Annotated in this window: 28 protein-coding genes and 1 riboswitch; of the genes, 19 read left to right on the top strand and 9 right to left on the bottom strand. The window is 48.2% G+C overall.

Annotated elements, in window-relative coordinates; genetic code table 11:
* Positions 1 to 44: 44 nt before the first annotated feature.
* The 5 genes from ABIA61_RS18360 to ABIA61_RS18340 all read left to right on the top strand — a co-directional run bounded on the left by ABIA61_RS18360 (position 45) and on the right by ABIA61_RS18340 (position 4,662).
* Entirely contained in the window at positions 45 to 764 is a 720-nt protein-coding gene (locus ABIA61_RS18360; protein ID WP_404519535.1) for a Cthe_2314 family HEPN domain-containing protein, read from the top strand.
* Between the two features lie 131 nt (positions 765 to 895).
* A riboswitch (SAM riboswitch) is annotated at positions 896 to 1,035 on the top strand.
* Between the two features lie 112 nt (positions 1,036 to 1,147).
* Positions 1,148 to 2,170, top strand: a complete 1,023-nt coding sequence (locus ABIA61_RS18355; RefSeq protein ID WP_404581105.1) for a methionine ABC transporter ATP-binding protein — start codon at positions 1,148 to 1,150, stop codon at positions 2,168 to 2,170.
* Positions 2,167 to 2,835, top strand: coding sequence for a methionine ABC transporter permease (locus ABIA61_RS18350; RefSeq protein WP_044645445.1), 669 nt, complete (start codon positions 2,167 to 2,169; stop codon positions 2,833 to 2,835). The genes ABIA61_RS18355 and ABIA61_RS18350 overlap by 4 nt, the downstream gene beginning before the upstream one ends.
* 75 nt (positions 2,836 to 2,910) lie before the next feature.
* Positions 2,911 to 3,753 carry a MetQ/NlpA family ABC transporter substrate-binding protein gene (locus tag ABIA61_RS18345; RefSeq protein WP_044645446.1) on the top strand — a complete coding sequence of 281 codons (843 nt, stop codon included), beginning with the start codon at positions 2,911 to 2,913 and terminating at the stop codon, positions 3,751 to 3,753.
* A 144-nt stretch (positions 3,754 to 3,897) separates the two neighbouring features.
* Entirely contained in the window at positions 3,898 to 4,662 is a 765-nt protein-coding gene (locus tag ABIA61_RS18340; RefSeq protein WP_283657298.1) for an SDR family oxidoreductase, read from the top strand.
* A gap of 91 nt (positions 4,663 to 4,753) precedes the next feature.
* Here ABIA61_RS18340 and ABIA61_RS18335 read toward each other — a convergent pair whose 3' ends face one another.
* The gene (locus ABIA61_RS18335) at positions 4,754 to 4,999 is read right to left on the bottom strand and encodes a NifU family protein (RefSeq protein ID WP_013311836.1); all 246 of its coding nucleotides are present in this window, start codon (positions 4,997 to 4,999) and stop codon (positions 4,754 to 4,756) included.
* Between the two features lie 87 nt (positions 5,000 to 5,086).
* Between ABIA61_RS18335 and ABIA61_RS18330 the strand changes: the two genes are divergently transcribed.
* The gene (locus ABIA61_RS18330) at positions 5,087 to 5,344 is read left to right on the top strand and encodes a YuzB family protein (RefSeq protein ID WP_134912826.1); all 258 of its coding nucleotides are present in this window, start codon (positions 5,087 to 5,089) and stop codon (positions 5,342 to 5,344) included.
* Between the two features lie 120 nt (positions 5,345 to 5,464).
* On the opposite strand, the gene ABIA61_RS18325 is transcribed toward ABIA61_RS18330, so the two are convergent.
* Positions 5,465 to 6,532: an NAD(P)/FAD-dependent oxidoreductase gene (locus tag ABIA61_RS18325; protein WP_283653187.1), complete on the bottom strand. Its 1,068-nt coding sequence runs from the start codon at positions 6,530 to 6,532 to the stop codon at positions 5,465 to 5,467.
* 265 nt (positions 6,533 to 6,797) lie between these two features.
* Complete coding sequence (gene mqnE, locus ABIA61_RS18320; protein ID WP_283653186.1) at positions 6,798 to 7,904, bottom strand: aminofutalosine synthase MqnE; 1,107 nt, start codon at positions 7,902 to 7,904, stop codon at positions 6,798 to 6,800.
* A gap of 372 nt (positions 7,905 to 8,276) precedes the next feature.
* Here mqnE and ABIA61_RS18315 point away from each other — a divergent pair, with 372 nt between their 5' ends.
* Together ABIA61_RS18315 and ABIA61_RS18310 are read left to right on the top strand one after the other, a co-directional pair.
* Positions 8,277 to 8,636, top strand: a complete 360-nt coding sequence (locus tag ABIA61_RS18315; RefSeq protein ID WP_014277861.1) for a HesB/IscA family protein — start codon at positions 8,277 to 8,279, stop codon at positions 8,634 to 8,636.
* Between the two features lie 221 nt (positions 8,637 to 8,857).
* Positions 8,858 to 9,631 carry an S-layer homology domain-containing protein gene (locus ABIA61_RS18310; protein WP_283653185.1) on the top strand — a complete coding sequence of 258 codons (774 nt, stop codon included), beginning with the start codon at positions 8,858 to 8,860 and terminating at the stop codon, positions 9,629 to 9,631.
* 161 nt (positions 9,632 to 9,792) lie between these two features.
* Here the strand turns inward: ABIA61_RS18310 and ABIA61_RS18305 are convergent, their stop codons facing one another.
* Both ABIA61_RS18305 and ABIA61_RS18300 read right to left on the bottom strand, forming a co-directional pair.
* A complete protein-coding gene (locus ABIA61_RS18305; protein ID WP_404529633.1) occupies positions 9,793 to 9,927 on the bottom strand; it encodes a hypothetical protein in 135 nt (44 codons plus the stop codon).
* Positions 9,928 to 9,981: 54 nt separating this feature from the next.
* Positions 9,982 to 10,209: a helix-turn-helix domain-containing protein gene (locus tag ABIA61_RS18300; protein WP_283653184.1), complete on the bottom strand. Its 228-nt coding sequence runs from the start codon at positions 10,207 to 10,209 to the stop codon at positions 9,982 to 9,984.
* Between the two features lie 351 nt (positions 10,210 to 10,560).
* Between ABIA61_RS18300 and ABIA61_RS18295 the strand changes: the two genes are divergently transcribed.
* The 10 genes from ABIA61_RS18295 to ABIA61_RS18250 all read left to right on the top strand — a co-directional run bounded on the left by ABIA61_RS18295 (position 10,561) and on the right by ABIA61_RS18250 (position 18,355).
* On the top strand, positions 10,561 to 10,926 hold the full coding sequence (locus tag ABIA61_RS18295; protein WP_283653183.1) for a hypothetical protein: 366 nt from the start codon (positions 10,561 to 10,563) through the stop codon (positions 10,924 to 10,926).
* Between the two features lie 191 nt (positions 10,927 to 11,117).
* Complete coding sequence (locus ABIA61_RS18290; RefSeq protein WP_404581104.1) at positions 11,118 to 12,692, top strand: sigma-70 family RNA polymerase sigma factor; 1,575 nt, start codon at positions 11,118 to 11,120, stop codon at positions 12,690 to 12,692.
* A gap of 391 nt (positions 12,693 to 13,083) precedes the next feature.
* Positions 13,084 to 13,830 carry a TetR/AcrR family transcriptional regulator gene (locus tag ABIA61_RS18285; protein WP_283653181.1) on the top strand — a complete coding sequence of 249 codons (747 nt, stop codon included), beginning with the start codon at positions 13,084 to 13,086 and terminating at the stop codon, positions 13,828 to 13,830.
* Positions 13,831 to 13,856: 26 nt separating this feature from the next.
* Positions 13,857 to 14,603: a type I methionyl aminopeptidase gene (gene map / locus ABIA61_RS18280; protein ID WP_404581103.1), complete on the top strand. Its 747-nt coding sequence runs from the start codon at positions 13,857 to 13,859 to the stop codon at positions 14,601 to 14,603.
* 468 nt (positions 14,604 to 15,071) lie between these two features.
* On the top strand, positions 15,072 to 16,001 hold the full coding sequence (locus ABIA61_RS18275) for a DMT family transporter (RefSeq protein ID WP_283657297.1): 930 nt from the start codon (positions 15,072 to 15,074) through the stop codon (positions 15,999 to 16,001).
* Positions 16,002 to 16,086: 85 nt separating this feature from the next.
* Positions 16,087 to 16,701 (top strand): hypothetical protein, encoded by a 615-nt coding sequence (locus tag ABIA61_RS18270; RefSeq protein WP_283653179.1) that lies wholly within the window; start codon positions 16,087 to 16,089, stop codon positions 16,699 to 16,701.
* A gap of 10 nt (positions 16,702 to 16,711) precedes the next feature.
* Positions 16,712 to 17,056 carry a YkvA family protein gene (locus tag ABIA61_RS18265; protein WP_283653178.1) on the top strand — a complete coding sequence of 115 codons (345 nt, stop codon included), beginning with the start codon at positions 16,712 to 16,714 and terminating at the stop codon, positions 17,054 to 17,056.
* Positions 17,057 to 17,086: 30 nt separating this feature from the next.
* Positions 17,087 to 17,425 carry a hypothetical protein gene (locus tag ABIA61_RS18260; RefSeq protein ID WP_283653177.1) on the top strand — a complete coding sequence of 113 codons (339 nt, stop codon included), beginning with the start codon at positions 17,087 to 17,089 and terminating at the stop codon, positions 17,423 to 17,425.
* Positions 17,426 to 17,431: 6 nt separating this feature from the next.
* Positions 17,432 to 17,722: a hypothetical protein gene (locus ABIA61_RS18255; protein WP_014277850.1), complete on the top strand. Its 291-nt coding sequence runs from the start codon at positions 17,432 to 17,434 to the stop codon at positions 17,720 to 17,722.
* A 312-nt stretch (positions 17,723 to 18,034) separates the two neighbouring features.
* Entirely contained in the window at positions 18,035 to 18,355 is a 321-nt protein-coding gene (locus ABIA61_RS18250; protein ID WP_014277849.1) for a hypothetical protein, read from the top strand.
* 151 nt (positions 18,356 to 18,506) lie between these two features.
* Here the strand turns inward: ABIA61_RS18250 and ABIA61_RS18245 are convergent, their stop codons facing one another.
* The 3 genes from ABIA61_RS18245 to ABIA61_RS18235 form a co-directional block, all read right to left on the bottom strand.
* Positions 18,507 to 19,361: a 1,4-dihydroxy-6-naphtoate synthase gene (locus ABIA61_RS18245; protein ID WP_283653176.1), complete on the bottom strand. Its 855-nt coding sequence runs from the start codon at positions 19,359 to 19,361 to the stop codon at positions 18,507 to 18,509.
* Positions 19,362 to 20,021, bottom strand: a complete 660-nt coding sequence (locus ABIA61_RS18240; RefSeq protein ID WP_283653175.1) for a futalosine hydrolase — start codon at positions 20,019 to 20,021, stop codon at positions 19,362 to 19,364.
* A gap of 259 nt (positions 20,022 to 20,280) precedes the next feature.
* Positions 20,281 to 20,526 (bottom strand): hypothetical protein, encoded by a 246-nt coding sequence (locus tag ABIA61_RS18235; RefSeq protein ID WP_044645463.1) that lies wholly within the window; start codon positions 20,524 to 20,526, stop codon positions 20,281 to 20,283.
* Positions 20,527 to 20,833: 307 nt separating this feature from the next.
* Here ABIA61_RS18235 and ppk1 point away from each other — a divergent pair, with 307 nt between their 5' ends.
* Positions 20,834 to 22,948, top strand: coding sequence for a polyphosphate kinase 1 (ppk1, locus tag ABIA61_RS18230; protein ID WP_283653174.1), 2,115 nt, complete (start codon positions 20,834 to 20,836; stop codon positions 22,946 to 22,948).
* Here ppk1 and ABIA61_RS18225 read toward each other — a convergent pair.
* The gene (locus ABIA61_RS18225) at positions 22,908 to 24,455 is read right to left on the bottom strand and encodes a Ppx/GppA phosphatase family protein (RefSeq protein ID WP_283653173.1); all 1,548 of its coding nucleotides are present in this window, start codon (positions 24,453 to 24,455) and stop codon (positions 22,908 to 22,910) included. The genes ppk1 and ABIA61_RS18225 overlap by 41 nt on opposite strands.
* Positions 24,456 to 24,570: the final 115 nt, after the last annotated feature.

Raw genomic sequence — 24,570 nt, 5'->3', positions numbered from 1 at the left:
TCAACCCAACAACCGGATTTACATTCATAAAAGGAGGCGTGAGCATGATACGCAAGCTGCTAGGCGAGCCGCCACGTGTGGACAAGGGCATCCTGCTGAATGCTATGAACAGCATGTCAGACATGCTAAAAGTACTGGAGCGGCATATTCAGGCCAGTGGAGATCCGACTCATGATTTTCGCAAGGCGGATATTTTGACACGCGGCCTGATGTCATCTTTGGATGAGCTGGAGCAGAGCCATCATGCTGCCGCCTTTTTCCGAACGAAAGTGAAGGCCGGATATGCCGAGGATATGAGCGTTGATGAAAAATCGGATTATGCGCTGTACGTATTCTTTTATAAGGATGGGTTTGTGAGGGTATTTTCCATTTTGGATAAGCTCGGGAACTGGCTCAATGATCTGTATGATCTGAAAACAGGCGAGTATAAGCCGCATTATTCTTATTTTACCGTGCTACGGCAATTCAAGTATTTGAAAATGCATCCTGTAATGACCGACGATCTGAATGATATCAAGGACTCATACACTGACGCGATCAATCGGCTGCGCAAGCGGCGTAACACGGAAATACACTATATGAATACGGAAATGCAGGATGATCTCTGGCAACGGCATCGTGCTTTGTACGGCAAGATACAACTGGAGGATTTGGATCATCACCTGGAGGATTTGAAGCAAGGCCTGGAGATGGTGAACCGTTCCTTGACAACTGCCTTTCGTTATACGGTGAAACAATGGGAGAACAGGGAAGCTCGCCCATAATTATGTGAGAAAATATCCTTTGACAAAGCTATGTAAACTATCTATACTGAAATCTAGTTTCAGAAAAATGATTGAATTATGATTTTAAATATAAACTTAACAGACAGCTAAAGCTGGAGTTTAACATATTTTTCTTATCCAGAGAGGTGGAGGGACTGGCCCGATGAAGCCCGGCAACCCGTTCTTTCCCGGTGTAACACACCGGGAGGGGACATGATGGTGCTAATTCCTACAAAACCGCTAGAGTTATAGCAGTTTTGACAGATGAGAAAAGGTTCGCATAGCGGGGCCCTTTTCATTCTGTGAAAGGGGCTCTTTTTGTATCATCATAGAGATGAACGTTGCTTAAAAGGGTAAGGAAGAGTGAAGGGGGTCGCAGCACGTTGATAGAGCTTAAACAATTAACCAAGCATTATGGCAAAGGCATCCGACGCGTTAGTGCGCTGTCCGGTTTGAATCTTTCTATAAAGCGTGGTGAAATTTTTGGAGTCATCGGTCATTCCGGGGCGGGAAAAAGTACGCTGATCCGCTGTATTAATCTATTGGAACGGCCGACTTCGGGTGAGGTATGGGTAGATGGTGTGAACCTCGCCACCGTGAGCCAATCCCAGTTACAGAAACAGCGTCGTAAAATCGGAATGATCTTTCAGCATTTTAATTTATTATCCTCGGCGACGGTGTATGACAATATTGCCTTTCCGTTGCGTCTGGTGAACACGCCCAAGCAGAAGCTGGACCAGAAGGTTCGTGAATTGCTGGAACTGGTCGGTCTGGAAGAACACAGCGCTAAATATCCGTCACAGCTCTCGGGTGGACAAAAGCAGCGGGTAGGTATTGCACGGGCGCTTGCCAGTGATCCTCATGTACTGCTGTGCGACGAGGCGACCTCAGCGCTTGATCCGCAGACGACAGGGTCCATCCTGAAATTGCTGTTAGACATTAACCAGCGCTTTAATTTGACCATCGTGCTGATTACGCATGAAATGCATGTCATTCAAAGCATCTGTGATCGTGTCGGCGTCATTCATCAGGGCGACATCGTGGAGCAAGGTCCGGTGGCAGAAGTATTCCTCAAGCCGCAGCATCAGGTGACCAAGGACTTTATCCAGCGGGAGTCTGAGCATCCCGAGGAGCTGCAAGCAGCCATAGCAGCAGCAGGGGGCGGGGAATCAGCGCATGTTGTACGGATTTCATTTTTGGGCAGCAAGACATATGATGCGATTCTGTCACGTACAGTCCGCAGCACCGGCGTTGATTTTGCGATCTTGCAGGGTACCATCTCCACGATTAAAAACGTACCGTATGGACAGCTTATCGTCCGTTTTGAAGGTAATCAGGAGGATATTGAGCATACGCTACGCGAAGTGTCCGGTCAGGGACTTGATGTGGAGGTGATCGGACAATGAGTGAACTTGATTTTTCGCAAGTGAGTTGGGAAGAACTAGGTAACTCTACATTAGAGACACTTCAGATGCTCGGTGCATCTGCGTTGTTCACCCTTATTATTGGTTTACCGCTCGGGATTTTATTATTTCTGGCAAGCCGCTCTTCATGGAGTCTGATGAAGGTGATATACGTTGTACTTTCCTTTATCGTAAACATTTTGCGGTCCGTACCGTTTATTATTTTGATTGTTGCACTAATTCCTTTTACGCGGTCGTTGGTTGGTACCTCTACCGGGGTGCTGGGTACGATTCCACCGCTGGTCATTGGCGCTGCGCCATTCTTCGCCCGTCTCGTAGAGACGTCATTGCGCGAAGTGGACAAGGGTGTCATCGAGGCTGCACAAGCCATGGGCGCCTCTACAGGTCAGATTATTAGGCGGGTGCTGTTGCGTGAGGCACTGCCGGGTCTGCTCGCCGCATTAACGATTACCGTCGTTACGCTCGTATCCTATACAGCAATGTCCGGTATGATCGGGGGCGGTGGTTTGGGTACACTGGCTATCAACTACGGATACTACCGTTATGAAACGGCTGTAATGATCGTTGCGGTCATACTGATGGTCGTACTGGTGCAATTGCTGCAAATGGCGGGAGACCGTCTGGTGCGGCATTATACTCGAAAATAGGGAAACCATATAGATATCCTTATTGATCAGGAAGTCTGAATCCTGAACACTACAATTTATTGGAGGGGTAATCACATGAAAAAATGGGTATTGGCCGTATTAAGCTTGACATTAATTGCGGTATTGGCTGCTTGCGGCACGAAAAGCACAACATCCGATACAAACAATGCGACCCAAAATACAGGCGGGTCACCACGTGAAGTCGAGCTGAAAGTTGGCGCTTCTCCTGTGCCACATGCGGAAATTTTAGAAGCGATCAAGCCTCAGTTGGAAAAAGAGGGCGTTCGTCTTCAAGTCGTTCAGTTTAACGACTACGTACAACCGAACGTACAATTGTTCGACAAGCAACTGGATGCTAACTTCTATCAACATGTACCATACATGGATGTTATGAACAAAGAGCGCAAAATGGACCTGGTATCTGTAGGCGCGGTTCATCTGGAGCCATTCGGTATCTACTCCCAAAAATATAAAAAGCTTGATGAAATTCCGGACGGTGCTACCGTAGCCATCCCGAACGATGCAACCAATGGAGGTCGTGCATTGTTGTTGTTGGAGAAACAAGGTCTGATCAAGCTGAAAGACGCAAGCAACATTGAAGCTACAGTAAAAGATATTACAGAAAACCCGAAAAACCTGAAATTCAAGGAGCTGGAAGCGGCTATGCTGCCACGTCAGTTGCCTGAAGTCGACATTGCTCTGATCAACACGAACTATGCTCTGGAAGCGAAGCTAAACCCGACGAAGGATGCACTGGCATTGGAAGATAAAGATTCTCCATATGCTAACGTTCTGGTAGCACGTCCGGATAATAAGGATTCCGAAGCGATTCAAAAGCTGATCAAAGCGTTGCAATCCCCGGAAACTAAAAAATTCATCGAAGACAAATACCAAGGCGCGATTATCCCGGCATTTTAAGCTGGACACAAGAACGCTTTGAACCCCAACCCCGAATTCTCTTGAACAAGAGGATTTGGGGTTTCTTTTTGCTTGGAGTTGTAGGCGAAGCGTAAATATTTTATACTTGGGGGTGACCGTTCTCTGTGAAGAGGAGGAAAACTGTTGAGACACAAAGTCGCGCTTATAACGGGCAGTGCCAAAGGATTAGGTAAAATGACCGCTCTGCGCCTGGCTGATGAAGGCTGTGACATTGCACTAAACTATGTGCATAGCCAAACGGAAGCCGAAGAGCTTAGGCAGGTGATTGAAGCCAAGGGAGTACGCTGTCTGTCTTTGCAAGGGGATATTTCGATTCAGGAAGATATTACAAGGCTGATCGGCGAAGTACAGGATCGGCTGGGCGGCGTAGATATTATGGTGAATAACGCCGGACCGTTCATCCGGGAACGTCGCTTGTTTGCGGAGTACAGTGTAGCTGAGATCCATACTATGATTCAGGGGAATCTGGTTGGTACGATGCTGCTGGATCATCTGGTATTACCTCATATGCGGAACCAGCAATGGGGACGTATTATTCATTTTGGCTTCGGTCATGCTGGAGAAGCACGGGCTTGGCCGCATCGTGCTGTGTACGCAGCCGCCAAGGTGGGGCTGGTGTCTTTTACGAAGTCACTGGCTGTGGAAGAGGCTCCTTATGGTATCACGGTCAATATGATTTGTCCCGGGGATATCCGGGGTGCGAACAAGGAAAAGTCAATTGCCGACGTCATCGGCTTGCAGGATAAAGAGACACCGCGCGGACGCCCGGGGAGTGGAGAGGATATTGCGCGTGTGATTGCTTATTTGTGTGATGAGCATTCGGATTTTATCACGGGTAATATTATGGATGTGTCGGGAGGACTGGACCCGATTCGGCCGACCATATAAGGGATTAAGATCAGTACATCCCGTCACACAAAAAAGAGTCTTGAGCTTCGTTACCGAAGTCAAGACTCTCATGATCATTATGCATCAAGCATTAGAATACTTGTACCACTTCTTGGACGCCGTCGACTTCTTCGAGAAGAGCGCGTTCAATCCCTGCTTTCAGCGTGATTGTGGAACTTGGGCAACTGCCGCAAGCGCCTACCAGCTTCAGCTTAACGATGCCGTCTTCTACATCAACCAGTTCAACGTCGCCACCATCGCGTTGCAGGAACGGACGAAGCTTATCCAGTACATCCGCTACTTCATCATACATTTGAACGCTTTGTGTTTCGCTCATTAGAATTCAACTCCTTTCCTATACCTTATTTATTATATTACAAAGCGGGCCAAATTAAAATGCCCGTCGACCAAAGCAGGTGAAAAAATGTTAAGACCCATCATTGAATTTTGCACCAGCAATATGCATTTTGGCACCGATGAAATGATGTCCAGACTGGAGCAAAATCCGGATTACGACGTCATTGAATACGGCTGTCTCAGCAATTGTGGTCAGTGTAACGCAGAACCGTATGCGATGGTCAACGGTGAGATTGTATCTGCCGATTCAGCCGAGCTGCTGTACGAAGTGATTATGAACAAAATCAAGGAAGCCGAGGCATGGGATAACCTTGATCTGGACTAAGATGTTAATCATTCGTCAGCCTTCTTCGTTCTATCTATGATATACGCACCGTCCATACATGTTTAATACAAAGAAGACCCGCTCCCAGAGCAGGTTTTCTTTGTGTGTTGTACCAACAGATTAGCCAAAATGGCGTTTGGATTTCCAGAGCACGCCGCTTTTGAGCAGGCGGGGTACACGACCACGCAGCGAGGTGCTGCCCATAAAACCATAGCCGAATCCGGCTTTCTTGCCAAGCGCACCCAATGTGCCACGCAGCTTCAAAGGATGCGGGTGAGGCGTTTGGCCTTTCCACAGGTCGTGTACAATGTGTGCAATCTGCTCACCTTGCACCTCGGCCGCCTGAGCACTTGGGGAGTAGGGGAGACTGGCGCAGTCTCCAACTACATACACCTCGGGATGATCCGGAATTTGGTAATATTCATTTAGTACAATGCGGCCCTGAGGATCTTTGGGCACAGCTAAATCCTGCACGATTTTCACGGGTTGAATCCCGGCAGTCCATACAACCGCATCCGTCACAATTTCTTCATCATGGTTGTAAATAGCGCCCGGCTCAATGCGGCAAACCCCCACATGATTTAACGCATCGACTTGATGCTCCTTAAACCAGGCATGCACATAGGCAGACAAACGCTGCGGGAATGCCGACAGCACCCGCTCGCCCCGATCCATAATGGTAATATTCAAATCCGTGCGGCTTTCGCGCAATTCCGCCGCAATCTCAACACCGCTCAGACCGCCACCTACAATATGCACATGTCCGTAAGGCTTGATTTCATTCAGGCGCAGATACGTTTGACGTGTATTGTTAAAGGACTGGATGGTACAGCTATGTTCTTCAGCCCCTGGTGTATTGTGAAAACGGTCCGTACAGCCCAGTGCAATCACAAGCTGTTCATAGGGCAAAGGCTCGCCGTCCTGGAAATGTACAATTTTATTTTCCAAATCCATCGAGGTGACTTCTCCGTATTTGCGAATGAGCCGTTGTTCATCGGGAAAATGTACCCGTAAATCAAAATCAGATACCGTCCCCGCCGCGAGTGCGTAGTATTCTGTTTTCAATCCCTGAAAGGGCATTCGATCCACTAGAATAACCTGTACATCATCGGGAATATATTTATTGATTAATTCCTTGGCAATGGTAAGGCCACCGTAGCCGCCTCCCAGAATAACGAAATTTTTCATCAAAATCCGCCGTCCTTTCGCTGCCGTGTCCCCGGCAAATGGTCTGGTGCCTCATCAGGAAACCTTGTTCGCCTTCAAATTACGTCTTATCCCGGCGACATGCAAATTCAATGTTTCCGATCAGACACAAGTTTTTTGTTGTTATAAAACCCGGCTTCCCGGCCCGCCTGTAGGCAGACCAGAAAATTCCGAGGCAGCTTGACGCTGCATGGTGTGAGGTATGGGGATGAAATGCACGCGGGAAAATACGAATCCGATATGGCTTTTATTCGAAAACTTCGATTTCGTTATAGAAGGTGTCCCGTTCAACCGGGGTGCGTCCTGCACCTTTGACCAGCCAGATCAGCTCTTTACGGGTCAATCCGGCCGGGGTCAGTGCGCCTGCGGCATGGCTGATTTGCTCGCGCACAATCGTGCCGTGGACGTCCGATGCACCGAAGGTCAGAGCGACCTGCGTCAATTGCGGACCAATATTAATGAAGTAAGCTTTAACATGATCGATATTGTCCAGCATCAGGCGGCTGATCGCAATCGTTTTGAGATCCTCGTAAGCGGAGTTACGGCGCATAATGTTGGCATTTTTGCTTTTCGGCTGCATGGACAGTGGAATAAATACCATAAATCCGTTCGTTTCGTCCTGCAATGCGCGAATTTGCAGCATATGTTCAATACGATCCTCGTAGGATTCAACCGAACCGTACAACATCGTCGTATGAGTTCTCATGCCGAGATTGTGAGCCGTGCGATGAACCTCAAGATAGCGATCTACATTCGCTTTGGTGACACGCATTTTTTGGCGATACTCATCCGATAAAATTTCTGCGCCACCGCCGGTCAGTGTTTGCAGCCCTGCCTTTTGCAGCTCCTGAAGCACTTCTTTGATACTCAAGCCGCTAATGCGTGTGAAAAAATCAATCTCTGCCGCAGTATAGGCTTTCAGTGTAACATTGGGGTACTTTTCATTCAGCGCCTTCAATGAGTCTACATAGTATTGGAAAGGCACATGATTATTATGACCGCCGACGATATGGAATTCTCTGACGCCCGGATGGATATGCTGCTCAACATAATCAATCATTTCCTGCCCGGACAACGTATAAGAGCCTTCTTCCCCCTGATCCTTGCGGAAATTGCAGAACGCGCAGCGCGCTTCGCATACATTGGTGAAGTACAGGCTCATGTTCTCAATAAAATAAACCTTTTTTCCGTTCTTGCGTAAATTCGCTTCGTTAGCCAACTGACCCAGTGTGAGAATATCGTCAGTTTCGTACAAATATATACCGTCTTCAAGGCTCAAACGAATACCATTCTGTACCTTTTCTACAATCTCCGCCATTCTGCGGTCTGTAAAGGGTGTAACTAATGTGGACATGCCTATTCCTCCTTCAAGTTGCTCTGTGCGAGGCTGTCCGCCTGATAAGCGGCACAAGCGCTTAATGCACACAGGATGTCCCGTTCCGTCGGTACGAATCCGGCAGCGCGGATATGTGATATGTGAAAAATGTTACAATGACAAGCTACAATGATGAATGTCTCAGAACTTCATCTGTGAAATGACAAATTTCCGACAGTTTCTTTTACACACTCTTCACCTATTATAAACCTCACCTCACAGGTGTTCAATACAAACGAATAGAAAAACAGGTCTTTTAGCCTGTAAGGGAAGGACATTCCATGACTTGAGCACCTGCAAATAGTGGAGTATACTAAAGGAGAACATGAAGTAAAAGAGGAGGATGGAGTCATGATTAACATCACCGATTCCGCTGCCGAGCGCTTGAAAGATATGCTGGAGCAGCAGGAAACGCCGAATATGTTTTTGCGTCTGGGTGTTACGCCGGGCGGTTGCACCGGATTCTCGTATGCCATGGGCTTTGACGACAACGAGACGGATCAGGATATATATATGAACGTACAGGATATGAAGATTGTAGTGGAAAAGGAAAGCATCCGCTACCTGGACGGTCTGGAAATCGACTTTGAAGAGTCTGGTATGTCAGGCGGTTTTACCATTCATAATCCGAATGCAATCGCTACCTGTGGTTGCGGTTCAAGCTTCCGTACAGCTACGGATGCAGGGAAGCCGAACGAAGAGCCTTGTTAATTAATGTTTTTCGAGTGGTGGTCTGAATTATAGAAGCCTAAATGTCAGGTTTGTTAGGGAATGCGGATAACGGCCTTTGTGACGGGAATTACTCGTTGCGAGGTCGTTTTTGTGTTGTTTTTTCTGATTATTATTATCATTTGCTTTTGAGATGCCGATATAACATGGAGTTCTGAAGAACTATTTTCTACATAAATTTTACCTGAAGGAAGTGGAAAGAGATGTTGAAAAAGAAATGGCTTATCACTCCGCTGGTTGCGGTGGCACTGTTTTTTAGCCAATCCGCATTCGCGGCAAATACGTTTACTGATGTGAACGGGACAAAATATGAGTGGGCTGCTGAATCTATTCGTTCGATGGTCGACAAAGGCGTTGTCAAGGGCTATGAGGATGGGACCTTCAAGCCAGGCAAAACCATAACGAAAGCGGAATTTGTAAATATGTTTCACAAGCTTTTTCCAGAGATCAATCATTCGTCCGGAAAAGCTTCAGAATTTGTTGATGCGCGTAAGCACTGGGCGAATAAAGATTTTGCAGCATTATTCAATGGGGATTATGTTTGGGGCTTCACTGAAAGAGTAGGAGGCAAATATCCAAACTATCAATTCTATATCAATCCCGACAAACCGCTGACCCGCTGGGATGTTATGATGATTGCTTCCGTTCGGACGGATTATACGAATCAGACTCTTCATCCTGAGATCAAGGAAGTAATCTCTGCAGCTGCGCAGTATAAGGATATAAAAATTCGTAAGGCGAATTACAATGACAATTACTCGTTCAGCTATCCAGTAATATACATCGACACGACTCAAGAGGAGCCCTATTATGATGGAGATTCCCAAGATCAAAAAGGAGAAGCATTCTACACCCTGACTAATATGGGCGTCCTTACCGCCAATGATGGATACCTTCACCCCAAAGCGCTAGTCACACGGGCTGAGGCGGTTACCATTTTACAGCGTTTGTACGAAGCCACAAAGCAATCGAAGTGATTTTTAAATAGGATCAGACGAAAGCAAAGAAATGATCTAACTATAAATGAAGGCCTCTATAGCGGTATAGTCGTATAATACTATATTGCTATGGAGGCCTTTTTGAATGTGTTAAATGATCATAATCACTACACTATATAAAGTGATTACCTTGACATGACTTATAAAGCCGTGGAGGAACTGATCAAAAGATCGAATATATAAATGGAACTGCCACTTCGCAGACGGATGGTGCTTCCGAAGCGACCGCTTGGCTTGTACAGCACCAATCCGTCTTCTCCGTTTTTCTTGTACATTATTTAAGTTTAGCCAGTGCAGACGAAAAGTACTTAACGAAAATAGGACCGTTTTTATAGGCGATCCTTTTCAGAATTTTCAATTGCTATGAGTTCAGATATATCATCAATTTCAAGTGCATCCGCGATTTTGATAAGTGTTTTTAGATTTATTTGTTCACGAATGTTCCGTGACATTTCTGATATAGCCGCCTGACGAACACCAGATAGTTCGGAAAGTTGAGTTTGCGTAAGTCCCCGTTGTGTCATAACCTCGTTCAATTTAAGCCGAATCGTTCTCATATGTACACCATCCTCTAGCCCATTATATCCAATATACGAATATCCGTAAAATTGATGTTGACTCTATACTAAAAGTCGTATATATTATACTAATAAACGAATATACGAATATAAGTATTAAATTTATTTTCTCTCAACATTGTTAATTTGATCACTTGGTACTTGGTTCTAAAGTAGAACGGTACTGGATACTGAATTTAAGTATTGATAAAAAATTTCTTATAACAATGATTTAGGGAGTGAAGGGGCGTGTCGTTTATGTTTTCCAGATCATTCATACAGTAATCATGCTTATGCTGGATATCAATACATAAATAAATCAGTAATATTATAAGGTAGGGGGAATTATTTATGAGCGAATCTGTTGAATTGAAAAGAGTTGCCATGGTATATGGACTTGATGATGATCCTCATATGTATGAATTATTTGAGGGAGTCCTGTATGATCGTAGCTATTTTTTTTATCTTGAACATGGAATATTGTGTCTGCGATATGTACGAAAGGTAGAACAACCGGATCATCCGTATCTTTATGTGGACGGGGAAAGCGGGGGACTACAACTAGCGGAGAATGTGCAACGTGAGATCATGGAGGTCGTCACAGAACTGATCGAGCGTTTGCGCAGTAAGGATGGATTAGCATTTTTACTGGATGAACTGCTATGGCTACATGGTAGAAGTCACATTGAACTTAACCTCGTGAAAAATAAAGGGTGATTTATTTCGGTTGGAAACTATCAGCTGTAACTACAGTATGCTCCTATGAGAAAGAATCTGTTCATATTGTTGCAGTGTTCGGTGACGCTATGTATCAATCATTTCATTTTTCCATCAATATAATTTGTAACCTTCCCCCATTGAGTTGGCACTTAAGATTAAGAACACGAAAGAAACGAGGCTAGGGACGTATGAGGGAGTGGGTTGAAAAGGCGCGGCTAGGGGATGCGGAAGCGTTTGGGCAGCTGGTGCTGCATTTTCGTGGGATGGCCTATGCGGTGTCCTATGACATGCTGAAGGATGTCCATCTCGCGGAAGATGCCGTGCAGGATGCGTTCATAGAGGCTTATCAGAATCTGGAGAAGCTACAGAACCCGGCCGCTTTTCCAGGCTGGTTCAAGACCATTGTCGTAAGACAGTCCCAGCGGACGCTGCGGCGCAAGCATCATTCGGTGCTTCCTCTGGATGAAGCGGTGCAGGTATCGGGAGGAGTACCGGATTTGGCAGAAATTTCGGAGCGTAGGGAGGAGAGTCAAGTTTTGCAACAATCGGTGAAGGCACTGTCTGCCAAGCTGCGCGTGCCTCTGCGGCTATTTTATTTTTACGGCTACTCTCTTCAGGAAATTTCCGATTATCTGGGCACTCCGGTCCCGACGCTTAAGAAGCGGCTGCACGATGCCCGCCGAAAGTTGAAAGGTACACTCCCGGTGGCCGACCTCGTCTCCGTGTTCAATCATTTGTATGAGGGAGGGCAAAACATGCTACATATTGTTAACGGTGATGTTGTAGGTGAGATGTTGAAGCAGGGCGTTGTACAGGGTGATGTGCTTGTATGGAGAGAGGTTTATCCATCAGGGCCGATATTTGCAAATCCAGCAGGGGCTGAAGAACGGTCACTGCGGGCCCGGGTTCTGGAAGAAACGATGGGTATTCCGGCCAGCGAATACATAACGGGCTGTGAGGAACAAGAACAGAAACTTCGTGAATATACCAAGTACGATGAAGTCGTGTTGTGGTTTGAGCATGACCTGTTTGATCAGAGTATGCTCGCCTATCTGCTCCACTGGTTCAAAAGACAGAAACTGGGCTGCACGAAGCTGAGTCTGCTCTGTATTGGGGAGTTTCCAGGAATTGAACGGTTTCATGGTCTGGGACAGCTCACTCCGGCACAGCTTCAGACATTATCCGGGACCTGGCGGACCATTGGGCGGCAAGAAATGGAGCTCGGAAGCGAGCTTTGGCAGGCGTATGCTTCTCCTGATCCTGGTCAAATGGCTAATCTTCTGGAAGACAAGAAGGCAACATTGGCAGCATCCGGCCTGCCTTTTGCCTATGAGGCCTTCACAGCGCATCTCAAACGGTTGCCCTCGGAACGGAATGGTCTTGGCATTGTGGAACAGACCACGCTTCAGGCCGTTCGCAACGGAGTGGATACGCCTTTGGAATTGTTCCGTCAGGTAACTGACGTCCTGCATGTGCTCGGCATGGGCGATCTCGAATATTGGAAAGTTATTCGTTCTTTGGTGGAAGGTGAGCATCCTTTACTGATTATTGACGGGGCTGAGGACGGCTTGGATTTCAGGCAAATCCCGGAGTTTCTGAACCGCCCGGTAATTCTGACTGAGTTGGGTAATGAGGTACTAAATGGATCAGCGGACCGTATTGCAGTTCAAGGGATCGACGAGTGGTTTGGGGGGCTGCATCTTCACGGACATGAGGTTTCCTGGCGCTGGGATGATTTGGCTGGAGGTTTGGTCCGTCATTGACGAAACTATATAAGCATGCCGAAAACCTTGAGCGGTATGTCGGTGAAAGGGATCGTTCTAAGTCTATGATGGCTCAACCCAAAAGATAAATAGCGAAAGAGTTTTCCGTTCATGGAAAACTCTTTTTTATTTTTAAGCACATCACGTAAAGACAGGAAAACCACCTACTTTTGAAAAGACACCCCTTATAATAACGATCTCAATCAGTATTTAAGGAACATTATACACCTGCCAAAATCTCGTTACTATTGCTTCCTATTTTTTCGCATCCGTAAACAGCTCCGATTTCTAGGTAAGCCGTAAATTCTCCAGCTAATTCCTTGTTATTCGCAAGCCGATGTTTTATATTGACATAAGAGTAGGTCAAAAATAAAAGAGGTGAACGGACGAGATGTCTCCACGCACGAAGGAACAAAACGAAGAGATCCGGCTGCGGCGTCTGGCGCAAATCCGGAAAGCCGCTGCCGATGTGTTTTTGAATAAAGGGCCTTTACTGGAAATGCGCGATGTGGCCGCGCAGGCGGGACTCGGCTATGGCACGGTATACCATTATTACAGCAATAAGGGCGATTTGCTCCACGATCTGCTATGGGACGCGTTGGAGCGGGCCGGGGGATGGCAGAAGGACACGCTAGAGGCCCCGCTGGAGGTCCCTTGCGCTTCGGCTTCGGGGGAGGCGCCGGCGGGCGGGCATTTCGGCTTGGCTGCTGCGGCGGACACCGGGAACGCGGCTGCCGCGGATTCCCGAAGCGGAAGTCGCGAAACGGCCGCTGCCGCAGAGTTTGGCCCCGTCGCCGCCGCTGGGGTCCGGCTGTTACAGCTTTGGGCGGAGGACCACGCTCTGTACCTGCTGCATAAGCTGGCCGGTGAGGGCTTTGCCTCGCTGCCTGAAGCACGGTCGGCTCCGCTCTCGGCCGCCTTTCGCCGGGAGGTGCTCGCGCCGCTTGCCGCGCTGCTGGAAACTGGGCGTGCGGCGGACGGGGCTGCCGCTTCCGGCAGAAACGCAGCGGAGCCGCCGGATCGGCTACAGCGCGCGGAAATGCTGCTGGCCGCCTTGGTCGGCTGCGCCTCACTTTCGCTTCGCCGCGGAAAGCTGCACGAGGAGGCCAGGGATATCGCCGGGTTTTTAAAATTATAGAATGGATAAGGAGCGAATAAACAAAGATGATCATTTTAAAATCACCTAGGGAAATTGAAGAGATGAAGCCGGCGAGCCAAATCGTTGCGGATTGCTACCGTAAGGTGGCCAAACTGATCGAGCCTGGGATTACCACCCAGGAAATCAATGACTTTGTTGCCAGACACATCACCAAGCTGGGCGGCAAGCAGTTTACGAAAGGATACAACGGTTTCCCCGCCGAAACCTGTATTTCGATCAACGATGTCGTGGCTCACGGCATTCCTTCCAATCGGGCGCTTATGGACGGGGACTTGTTGAAGCTCGACATCGTCGCGGAATACGGCGGATGGCTCGGCGATTCGTGCATGACCTATGCGGTGGGCAATATCCGGCCTGAGGCGCAACAATTAATGAAGGTGACGAAGGAATGTCTGGATCTGGGGATCGCCCGGGCGCTCCCCGGGGGCCGGCTCGGCGACATCACGTCAGCAATTCAACAGCATGCGGAGGCGAATGGGTATTCCGTCGTACGCGATCTGCTGGCGCACGGGATTGGGCGGAGCCTGCACGAAGAGCCGAGCTACGAGCATATCGGCACAGCCGGCAAAGGCATTCGGTTAAAGGAAGGCATGGTATTTACGATTGAACCCATGATCAACGAAGGTACGTTCCGTATCATGATCGACGACGATCAGTGGACGGCGAGAACGGCCGACGGCAAGTTGTCGGCGCAATATGAGCATACGATCGCAGTCACGCCGGACGGGCCACTGATTTTAACGGCCCAGTAACAAGAGAGGCGAACGGACGGGAATGCGTCATTTTAGGAAATAAGTCGCCAACCCGGCCTGCTCGGCCTGACGAAAGTTCGTAATCCGAAACGACGAAAAAGCGCTGGGCCCAGCCTGGGACCAGGGAAGCTTTTTTTTACATGGTTTGTAACTTTACCGATTTACGAAAAACTGCTCCCCGGGAAAATGGCTTAGAAGTAAAACACTTTCACCAGCCTAGTAGAACGATCCTGAAATAACGTAAAAGACATTCATGACCTTCAGCCAAAGCGTATTTACGAACGTGCTGAGCTAATAACCGCTGGTTCCAGACTTCGTAAGAATAGCCGAACTCTTTTCTGACAACATTCATTTTATTTATTAAAGCTCACAGTATATGCTAGTAAAGTGAAGCTTTGCAAATGTCTGTAAATGATTATAGCTGTATGAAATGAGTGATGACCATCGCTAGGGGAGAGGAACACAGCTATGAAAACATTAACACCTAAAGCTACGCTGTGGCTTGTATTGATATTAGTGATGGTGTGGGGAATTAACTGGCCGTTGACCAAGCTGGCTCTGCCAGATACACCGCCGATTTTATTTTCAGGCATCCGTACGCTGCTGGGCGGGCTAATCCTGCTTCTGTTCGCTATGCGTCACAGGGAAACCTTACGCTTGAGACAGAATGCGTGGACGTATCTCGTTCTGGCGATATTTAATATTGCAGGCTACTATGGCTTGCAGACGGTGGGGCTACGGTATTTGCCTGCCGGGTTATTTTCCACTTTAGTATTCCTCCAGCCGATCTTGCTTGGATTGTTCTCCTGGTTGTGGTTGGGTGAGCGCATGTTTCCGATGAAGGTCATTGGACTGGTTCTTGGATTTGGCGGGGTGATCGTGATTAGCTCCGGCGGGATGGCAGGGCATTTGTCCGTGTTGGGTATCGTGCTGGGGCTGGCCTCTGGACTGTGCTGGGCACTCGGAACGATTTATATGAAGAAAAAAAGCAAGCAGTTGGACTCCATTTGGGCGGTGACGATGCAGCTCATTTTTGGGGGAATTATTCTCAATGGGATTGGACTTACGACGGAGAAATGGAGCGATATTCACTGGACCCCCTCCTTTATCGGTATCTTGCTGTTTATATCGGTATTCGTGATTGCGATGGGCTGGATGATTTATTTTAAACTGATCGACAACGGAGAAGCAGGAACCGTCGGCTCCTATACATTTATGATTCCGGTGCTGTCTACGATCTTCAGTATGGTGATGCTCAAGGAGTCGCTTACTCTGACATTCGTGGTGGGATTGGTGCTGATCGCGGGCAGTGTGTATCTGGTGAATACGGCTTTACCGGGAAAACGAGGCAACCCAAGCTCAAGGGCCAATGAAACGAAATCCTGTACCCATAAATAGAGAATGAGAAAGCAGGAAGAATATACTAGATTATAAAAGGGGGTCATAGTAAAATATGACTATGTAAATAGAGAGGAAGTTTGCTATGGGGGAATTAAGCAGTCATACTCAGTCTTTGGAGCCGCAACCACAGGCTGTTCGTAAGCTCGCAGTTGTAGCCACGGTCATTTCAGGAATAGCTGTACTCGGATGTATTACCTTGGCGTTATGGAATTATAATCTGACTGCAAAGGTAAATACTTTAACTACAGCGAATGCTTCACTCAACAAGACAACGCAAGCATTGACAAAGCAACAAAAGGATACAGAGGCCCTGCTGCAACGGGTTAGATTAGCAGCCAACCTGTCGTCCATATCGCATGTATTGGAGCAGACTTCCGTCGTTACTGATGATTTTGTATTGGAAAAAGCGACCTTTGATGTAGCAGAGAATGGTACGTTGAAGGGTGTGCTTTTAAATGTGAACAATCAACCGAATCTTGGTTTGGGTGGTGCTTATCGAGGTTATGGTAAATATAATATGGCTTCTTCTACTTTGACGAAGAAGGCGGAGGAAGTCATAGACATAGCTATGAAACAGTATGGTACGTCGGACAAGCTTCCGGTATGGGATAAAAATACGAAGGTGGAAATGACGGTACAAAATTATGAACTTGGAAAGCGGGAAGGTGGAATTTTCAAGCTTGCCAGTCAGAAATAGGAGGTACCTTATGAAGGATTTTGATGTAACTAAAGCCAAATATGATCCGAAGCAGGAAGAACAGGTAAAAAAGGGATTTTTCAAAAAGGTGAAATCCACGGCCGGAAAGGTTCCTTTTGTGAAGGATGCGGTGGCCATGTACTATTGTGCGATAGATCCTGAAACGCCTCTTTATGCCAAAGGGGTGGCCTTCGGGGCCTTGGCGTATTTTATTTCTCCATTGGATGCGATATCGGATGTCATTCCGATGCTGGGCTTCACGGACGATGCGGGTGTCGTGCTGGCGGCCTTAAAAGTGCTGGACATGCATATCAAGCCTGCCCACCGGGAGAAGGCGAGCGAATTTCTTTCTTGAGTATTGGTTAAAGAGCGGGGGAGCTAAAGAATGGATAGGTACACGTCTACAGCGAGGGAACGCTGGCAGATGAGACAGAGTGAGCCGCAGCCGCAGGGCTGGGTGCTTGCTTTGTTTGGCTGGATTTTTGCAGGATTGGGGCTACTATTAAGTATTTTCGTCATTGGTAATCTGTCGGCTATTCTGGGTTTAGTCTTCGGCATTTTGACGAAACGGATAGAGCAACGTAATACACAGGGCATCCTGATTATCGTTTTAAGCTCCGTTGGGATCGGCATCGGGTTGTTGATTTTTATTATTTTTGCAGCACAAGGTTTTGTGGAAGGCCTGATAAGAGGTTATAATGAGCATTATCAGTCAGGGAGGTAAACAGCATTGAGCGTCATTATTTCACAGCAGATTACAGCAACGGGCGTGAAGGAATATACGAAGGTGATTAAAACATTTGATTCCCATTTTACACCTTTGGTTGGACAGAAAATCAGGGATACGGCTTTTGGCGATATGCAATATTATGATGTCGAGGACGTGTTTATTGATCTGGCAGAGAACGAATATTGGGTGATTTTACCTGCGGTTCTGCTGCATACCGATGATATCGAGGATGTACGGGATGCGGTGCGTGAGTATCGTTCACATGGTTGGGAATGTACAAAACCTTTGTAAATCCATACTGCATAAGCATCTATACGGAAACGTCTTTCTTTTGCGAGATAGGCGTTTTTTTGTGTATTTATGTATAAAATCTTCCTAATGATTGGCATGAAAAGAAAGAATTAATGCTGAAAATGCGCAAATTGTATCATTTTTTATCATAAAACGACAAGTTGGGAAATGAAAACGGACTTAATGTGTTATACTTAGTATATCAAAGGACAAGAGTCTAAAACGACCGGTAAGGCCCTTTCTTTGAAGAACCTCGTAAGGTTCAACGTTTATCCAAAATAAATGGTCAAAAGGAAAAGGGGAAATGCTAACGTGAGAGTGAATTTGAAATTTACGAACAAAGGGCAAGTTGCAGTCGAGAAGTTCAACAATGAGGAGCTTATCGAAATCTTTACCCGCTACATTAAAACGTTAAGCAAGAAGTATGATATCTCGGTTACCGTACCGGAAGATCTGAATGAGCAGATCTTGGCAGAGGGCACCGTAAAGGTCGTGTTGGATAAGATTAATTGTGACATGGACGCTTTTTTCAAGGAGCTGAGCCGGGATATTAAGGTGCCACTGGTCAAAAGATTGGGTACCAAATTGGATAACGTGTTTAAGACCGAGGTCGTGGAGCAGGAACAGAACTAAGGACAAGGATCAAGCGAGTCTGAATGATGATTCGCAATATGAAATCATAGAACCTCCCGAATGGGGCGCATGGCTAGGCAATGTGCTCGTTCGGGAGGTTTTATATGTTTAAACTGCTCTATTCAGCTGGAAAACATGCAATGTCGGTCCATTAGCGGGTGGTGGACGCAAGGCGCAGCTTGGCTAAATCAAACGAAGGCACAAGTCCTTCCTGTGCGGCGCGTCCGAGCAGTGCTTCGATGGCTGCGTATCCACTGTCGCCCAGATTGGCGGTAAAGTCGTTCACGTACAGGTCGATATGTGATTGGGCCACATCCGGAGACAGCTCCTGTGCATGGGACAATACATATTCGCGCGAGGCCTCGGGATGCTTCCAAGCATACTCGACAGAGGCGTGTAACCAGCCTGCGATCGCATCGAGGTCCAGAGAACGGCGGGCAATAATGGCTCCAAGCGGAATCGGGAGACCCGTATCTTCTTCCCACCAGTTGCCCAGATCCACTTGCTTGCTGAGACCGTAGGATGGATACGTGAAACGTGCCTCGTGAATGACCAGCCCGGCATCCATATGTCCGTCACGGACAGCAGGCATGATCTGGTCGAACGGCATCACGACAATTTCACCGACCCCTCCCGGCACATGCTTGGCCGCCCACAGGCGGAATAGCAGATAGGCCGTGGAGCGTTCGCTCGGCACAGCTACGCGCTTGCCGGACAGGGCTTCCGGTCCTTCCGCCGTGGTATCTTCCTTGGTCAGCACGAGCGGTCCGCAGCCCCGGCCTAGCGCGCCGCCGCAAGGCAGCAGGGCGTATTCGTCCAGCACCCAAGGGAGTGCAGCATAAGAGATTTTCATAACATCCAGCCCGTTTGGCGTTACCGCCAGATTGTTGGTGATGTCGATATCGGCGAATGTGATGTCCAGCGAGGGTGCGCCCGGAATCAACCCATGCGCCAAGGCATGAAAGACAAAGGTGTCGTTGGGACAAGGTGAAAAAGCAATTTGCATCTATATAACCTCCGTTAATGTAGAAAATGCGGCTTCCAACGCTTGCAAAGCCTCTTTGATCCGCCAGGCGGCGCGGTCACGTGGGCCAACTGCATTGGAGATCGTGCGGATCTCCATCACAGGCAGCTCCAGCCTGTTCGCCGCTACGGCTACCCCATAGCCTTCCATCGCTTCGGCAGCAGCCCCGGGAACGCGCACAGCCAGCTGTTCTGCGGTTGCCGCCGTACCAGTCGCCGTCGTGACGGTCAGGATCGGCCCGGCGACGGCTGTCTGTCCGGCGGCACGCAGCGCCTGAACGAGTCGCTGCGTGGTTGCGCCGTTCACGGCGATTCGGCTGGAGCCGAAGCCCAGCTCGTCCACGCTGCTAAAGCCCTCCGCCGTCTCGGCCCCGAGGTCGGCGGCGATGATCGCGTCCGCGACGACGACGCTCTCCAGTGCGGCTACATCCACGAAGCCGCCGCCGATTCCGGCGCTGATGACCAGGCGGTAGCCGCCGCCAACCAGCGCCAGAGCAGTCGAAGCCGCTGCGGACGGAGCGCCCACACCAGCCAGCTCAACTGCAAAGCGGGTGTCGCCGTTCAGCCCGCGCAGCACGGCTTCCCGTTCGCCCTCAACCGCGGTCATGATCAGGATGCGTCCGTCTGATGTTGTAGGCTCCATCGGTTGATTCCCCTTTAAATTTAGATTTTATGCTACTTTATCATACTGCTTTTTGAAACGATGTTCAAAAAAAACGACAAAAAAAGCGCTCTGTGGCGCCTTTTGGATAAACCTGTAATATTTTCACAGACCGAAAGCCAGCAGCATCGCTGCCTTAAAGAATAACGTTTAGCCTATAAGTAACAGTTAGATAGCAGTTATATTCAAGAAAAAAAGCATTTCTAATCTGGAAGAACAGTACAGGCATAGCATATAATAATTATATCGGCTGATCCTTGGTGATCAACTGAAACATCGTGATATTGCGGTCATAATGGCTTTGGGTCCCATCCTGATTGCGCACCCGAATCATCTCGCTGCTGAACAATTCGATATATCCGCTGCCAATCTCGCAGTATACGCCCGTCGGGTCCTCCTGCCAGACTGAAACGAGATGCTGAGACAGCGCTGCGGTAAAAAATTCGATGTTTTTTTGCAGTACGCGTGGCGTTTTCTTGGGTTCCATAACGTAAATCCTCCCTATATGATGCCATTTGAAAATGAAACAATTGAAAGTGGCTGGTATGTGACAAGTAAAGCGTGATAAATATAAAAAAACGATGAAAAAGTACGATTCGACAATCTACCTCAATGAAACAGACGTAAACACTGTACCCTTTAATACTATTTTTGTAAAGTATCCGATTGACCTTTTCAACAACAGGCTGCGTTTTACACACATTTTACATTGTGTTTACACAGCCGTGATGCTAGTGCGTTTCATCTAATAGTACAATAAAACATAACTATACTGCATGATTGATGGAGGCCATATGTTGATAGAGAGTCAGAATAAGGATAAAGATAAAGCCGGGTCAGAACGCTACTTTAATCGGGATTTGAGCTGGATTGAATTTAACCGTCGTGTGCTTCAGGAAGCTCAGGATACAGACACACCGTTGCTGGAGAGAGCCAAATTTTTGGCGATTGTGTCCAGCAATCTGGATGAATTTATGGCTGTTCGGGTGGCAGAGACGCGCGAGAAGATTAAGGCTGGTTTTATGCAAAAGGATTTTACCGGATATACTCCCTCCGGTTTGTACAAACGGCTGATCAAGCGCACGGTCTCAATGGTATCGGAGCAGTATCGAACCTATCGCGAAATTTCCCGCCTGTTGACGAAAAAGGGGATTTTGCTGCTTGAATATGAGGGCTTGAATGCGACACAGCGCAAGTCTCTGGATACCTACTTTCATGAAATTATATTTCCGGTGCTAACGCCAATGGCGGTCGATCAGAGCCGTCCTTTTCCACTAGTTCACAATAAATATGTATATTTGGCAGTTGTACTGAGACGTCAAGGGGATACGGAGGAGGATAAGCCGTTTTTTGCCATTGTGCAGGTGCCTTCCAATATTCCGCGTGTCGTGTCTGTGCCGCTACGTTCCAATAGCAAGAAGAAATCATTCATTTTAATTGAAGAGCTGATCAAGCATCATATTCAAACGCTGTTCACAGGTTATGTGCCGGAATCGGTCCAAGCCTTTCGGGTCACGCGCAATTCCGATTTGTCCATTAATGAAGAAGAAATCGAAGATTTGCTCGAAGAGATTGAAAAAGAACTGCGTCGAAGAAGACGCGGTGCGCCAGTAAGGCTGGAAGTGGAAAAAGGGATTAATCCCTTTGCTCTGATGGAGCTTCAGCGCGAATTCAAGTTGTTCGATCATGTGTTTGAGATGGACGGGCCGCTGGATTTGACGTTTCTATCGTCCTTTGCCGATCAATTGGAAGGGCATTCGCATTTGAAGTTTCCGGCAATCAAACCGGTGTATCCGGAAGAGCTGCCCCCGCAAGAGGATATCTTCAACGTACTTCGCAAACGGGACGTGCTGGTATATCATCCGTATGAGTCGTTCGATGCGGTAACGGATTTTATCATTGAGGCGTCAGAGGACCCGGATGTGATGGCGATCAAAATGACCCTGTACCGGGTCAACGGGGAATCCAAGCTGATACCGGCACTGGCACGTGCGGCTGAATCGGGCAAGCAGGTCACGGTGGTGGTGGAATTAAAGGCCCGTTTTGATGAGGAACGTAATATTGCCTGGGCGCGTACGCTTGAGAAAGCAGGCTGTCATGTGGTTTACGGGCTAGTCGGTTTGAAGACGCACGCCAAAATCATTCTCGTGGTACGCCACGAGCGTAACGCGCTCAAACGATACGTGCATGTGGGGACTGGCAACTACAATGAAAGCACGGCCCGCGTATATACGGATATCGGGTTATTCACGTCAGACCCGGTCTTGGGCGAGGATGCCTCCGAGCTGTTTAATGAAATCACGGGCTTCTCCGCACTCAAGACGCTGCAAGCTTTTACGGTGGCTCCGACGGGAATGAAAAACAAGCTGTTCGAGCTGATCCGCAGGGAAGCGGAGCAAGCACTTGCAGGCAAGCCAGCCCGTATCATTGCCAAAATCAACTCCTTATCCAGTCAGGAGATGATTGATGAACTTTATGCAGCTTCTCAGGCGGGTGTGAAGATTGATTTGATCATTAGAGGGGTCTGCTGCTTGCGTCCCGGTGTGGAAGGCTTCAGCGAGAATATCAGCGTCATTAGTATTGTGGATCGCTTTCTGGAGCATTCCAGGCTGTTTTATTTTGAAAATGCAGGGGCTTCGGAGCTGTTCCTGTCCAGCGCGGACTGGATGACTCGCAACCTGACACGCCGGATTGAACTGATGTGCCCGATTTACGATGACCGGATCAAGGGAATGCTGTCGGACATTTTGCATTTGTCCTTGAGAGATAATGTGAAGGCGCGGCAGCTTCTGTCCAATGGCAGTTATCAGTTTGTGGCAAGAAACGACGAAGAGGCCCCTATGCGGAGCCAATCCGAAGCCATGAAGGTTAGAAATTGGAAGAAGGAAGAATGGACCACGACAACGTAAGGTTCCATGCTTTTTGAAAATCCTTGGCGACAGCCTCCAGCTCCCGCTGTTCCAGAATCGGTTCACTCATGCTTTCCAGACGAAGATGTAGCGCATCGTCACCTGTGGTGGGATTGATGCTGGTGATGATGCCGGATTCGCTCCGATCCATGCCGATCGCAAGCTGGAGCAGGGAGCCCAACCGATGTACACGTTCTTCGTCGGAAGGCTCCAGAATATCGGCATGTGTGCGCAACAGTCGGGGCGTCCGATTCTTGGGATGGTAGTCTGCGATCAGCGCAGCCAGCACCGTTTCCTGATGGGATAAACCTCCGATGCCCGCATGTAGGATCCAGAACACGGAATGCTGGCGGAAATGATAGTAATTTAAGGCTGCTCCGGTTTTGTACAGCGTTGCGGCGGTAAGCAGCAGACGTTTGTCCATCGCTGAGGATGATACGTCAGCCCATACGTCAACGAGTTCGTCATAGAGTCGGACAGCGTACTCGTTAACCCGCTTGACGTGCTCTTCGCTAACCGGAACAGCGAATGAAAGTATATTGCGGATCGACGCGATGAGCGGATTGTCGACCACAGGCTTTTCGGAATTGACCAGTTCATGAAACAAACCGTCACGCAAGCCCGCTCCGCTGACCAAATAGGTGGAGCCATGAGCGGCCTCGAATATCGTTTTCAATATAACTAGCCCCGGTACAATAATGTCGGCTCTGTCTTTGGACAGGCCGGCTGTTTTTTTGCGTTTTTCATAGGGAAGATGGGGCAGACTGACATAAAAATAATCGACATCTTCTGTCGTCATTTCGTAATGGTGCGTCACGGGCAACGAGTAATCCTGCCGCTTCTGATTGATTTTGGCCAAGGTACGCAAGGTACCGCCCAAACCGATGAACGGCAGGCCCGGATTGGAAAAGATCCAATCATGGTCTTGCAGGGAAGAACGGACGAAGCTCTCCATCTCCTCGATCTGCTGAGAGGACCATTCACCATTCCTGACTTCCTGGCCAAAGCGCGAATTCGTGTTGACCGCGCCAAAAGGAAACGATACGGTATGAAGCCGCTGTCGCTCGCGGAACAGCGTAATTTCGGTACTGCCGCCCCCGATGTCAATAATAATGCCGTCGTTTACATTCATGGTATTGACGACGCCCAGAAAACCGGCATAGCCCTCCTGCTCCCCGCTCAATATTTCCAGCGTTAAGCCTGTTTCCTCCGCAATCCATTGAACAATCTCATCCGAATTCGCCGCATTACGGATAGCGGCTGTCGCTGCTGCACGCATACGAACAACCTCGTGCATACGGCATACCGTTATAAATTGGCGCAGTAATGGAGCGATGCTTCGAATCGCTTCCCGCTCCATACGGCCGTTGGTTCCAACCTTTTCACTTAGTCGGGCAGCCTCTTTGCATTCCTGGACAATCCGGTAGGCTCCTGTCTCTGTTATTTCATAGATCACTAGACGTATGGAGTTGGAGCCAATGTCCATGATGCCGATTTTGCTGTTCATGAGTTGACCTCCTTGTCGAAAAAACAATTTGCCGGCAAACCCGCTGCTCCGTGCAAATATAAGTAGATTATTGTCATTGTACCAGTGATGTCCCGTGCATGCTACCGTTAGCATT

Origin of the sequence: Paenibacillus sp. RC21 (assembly GCF_044907935.1) — a bacterium.
Classification (GTDB): domain Bacteria; phylum Bacillota; class Bacilli; order Paenibacillales; family Paenibacillaceae; genus Paenibacillus; species Paenibacillus terrae_A.
The sequence above is the reverse complement of the archived record's forward strand: the minus strand, read 5'-3'. Positions and strand labels throughout refer to the sequence as shown.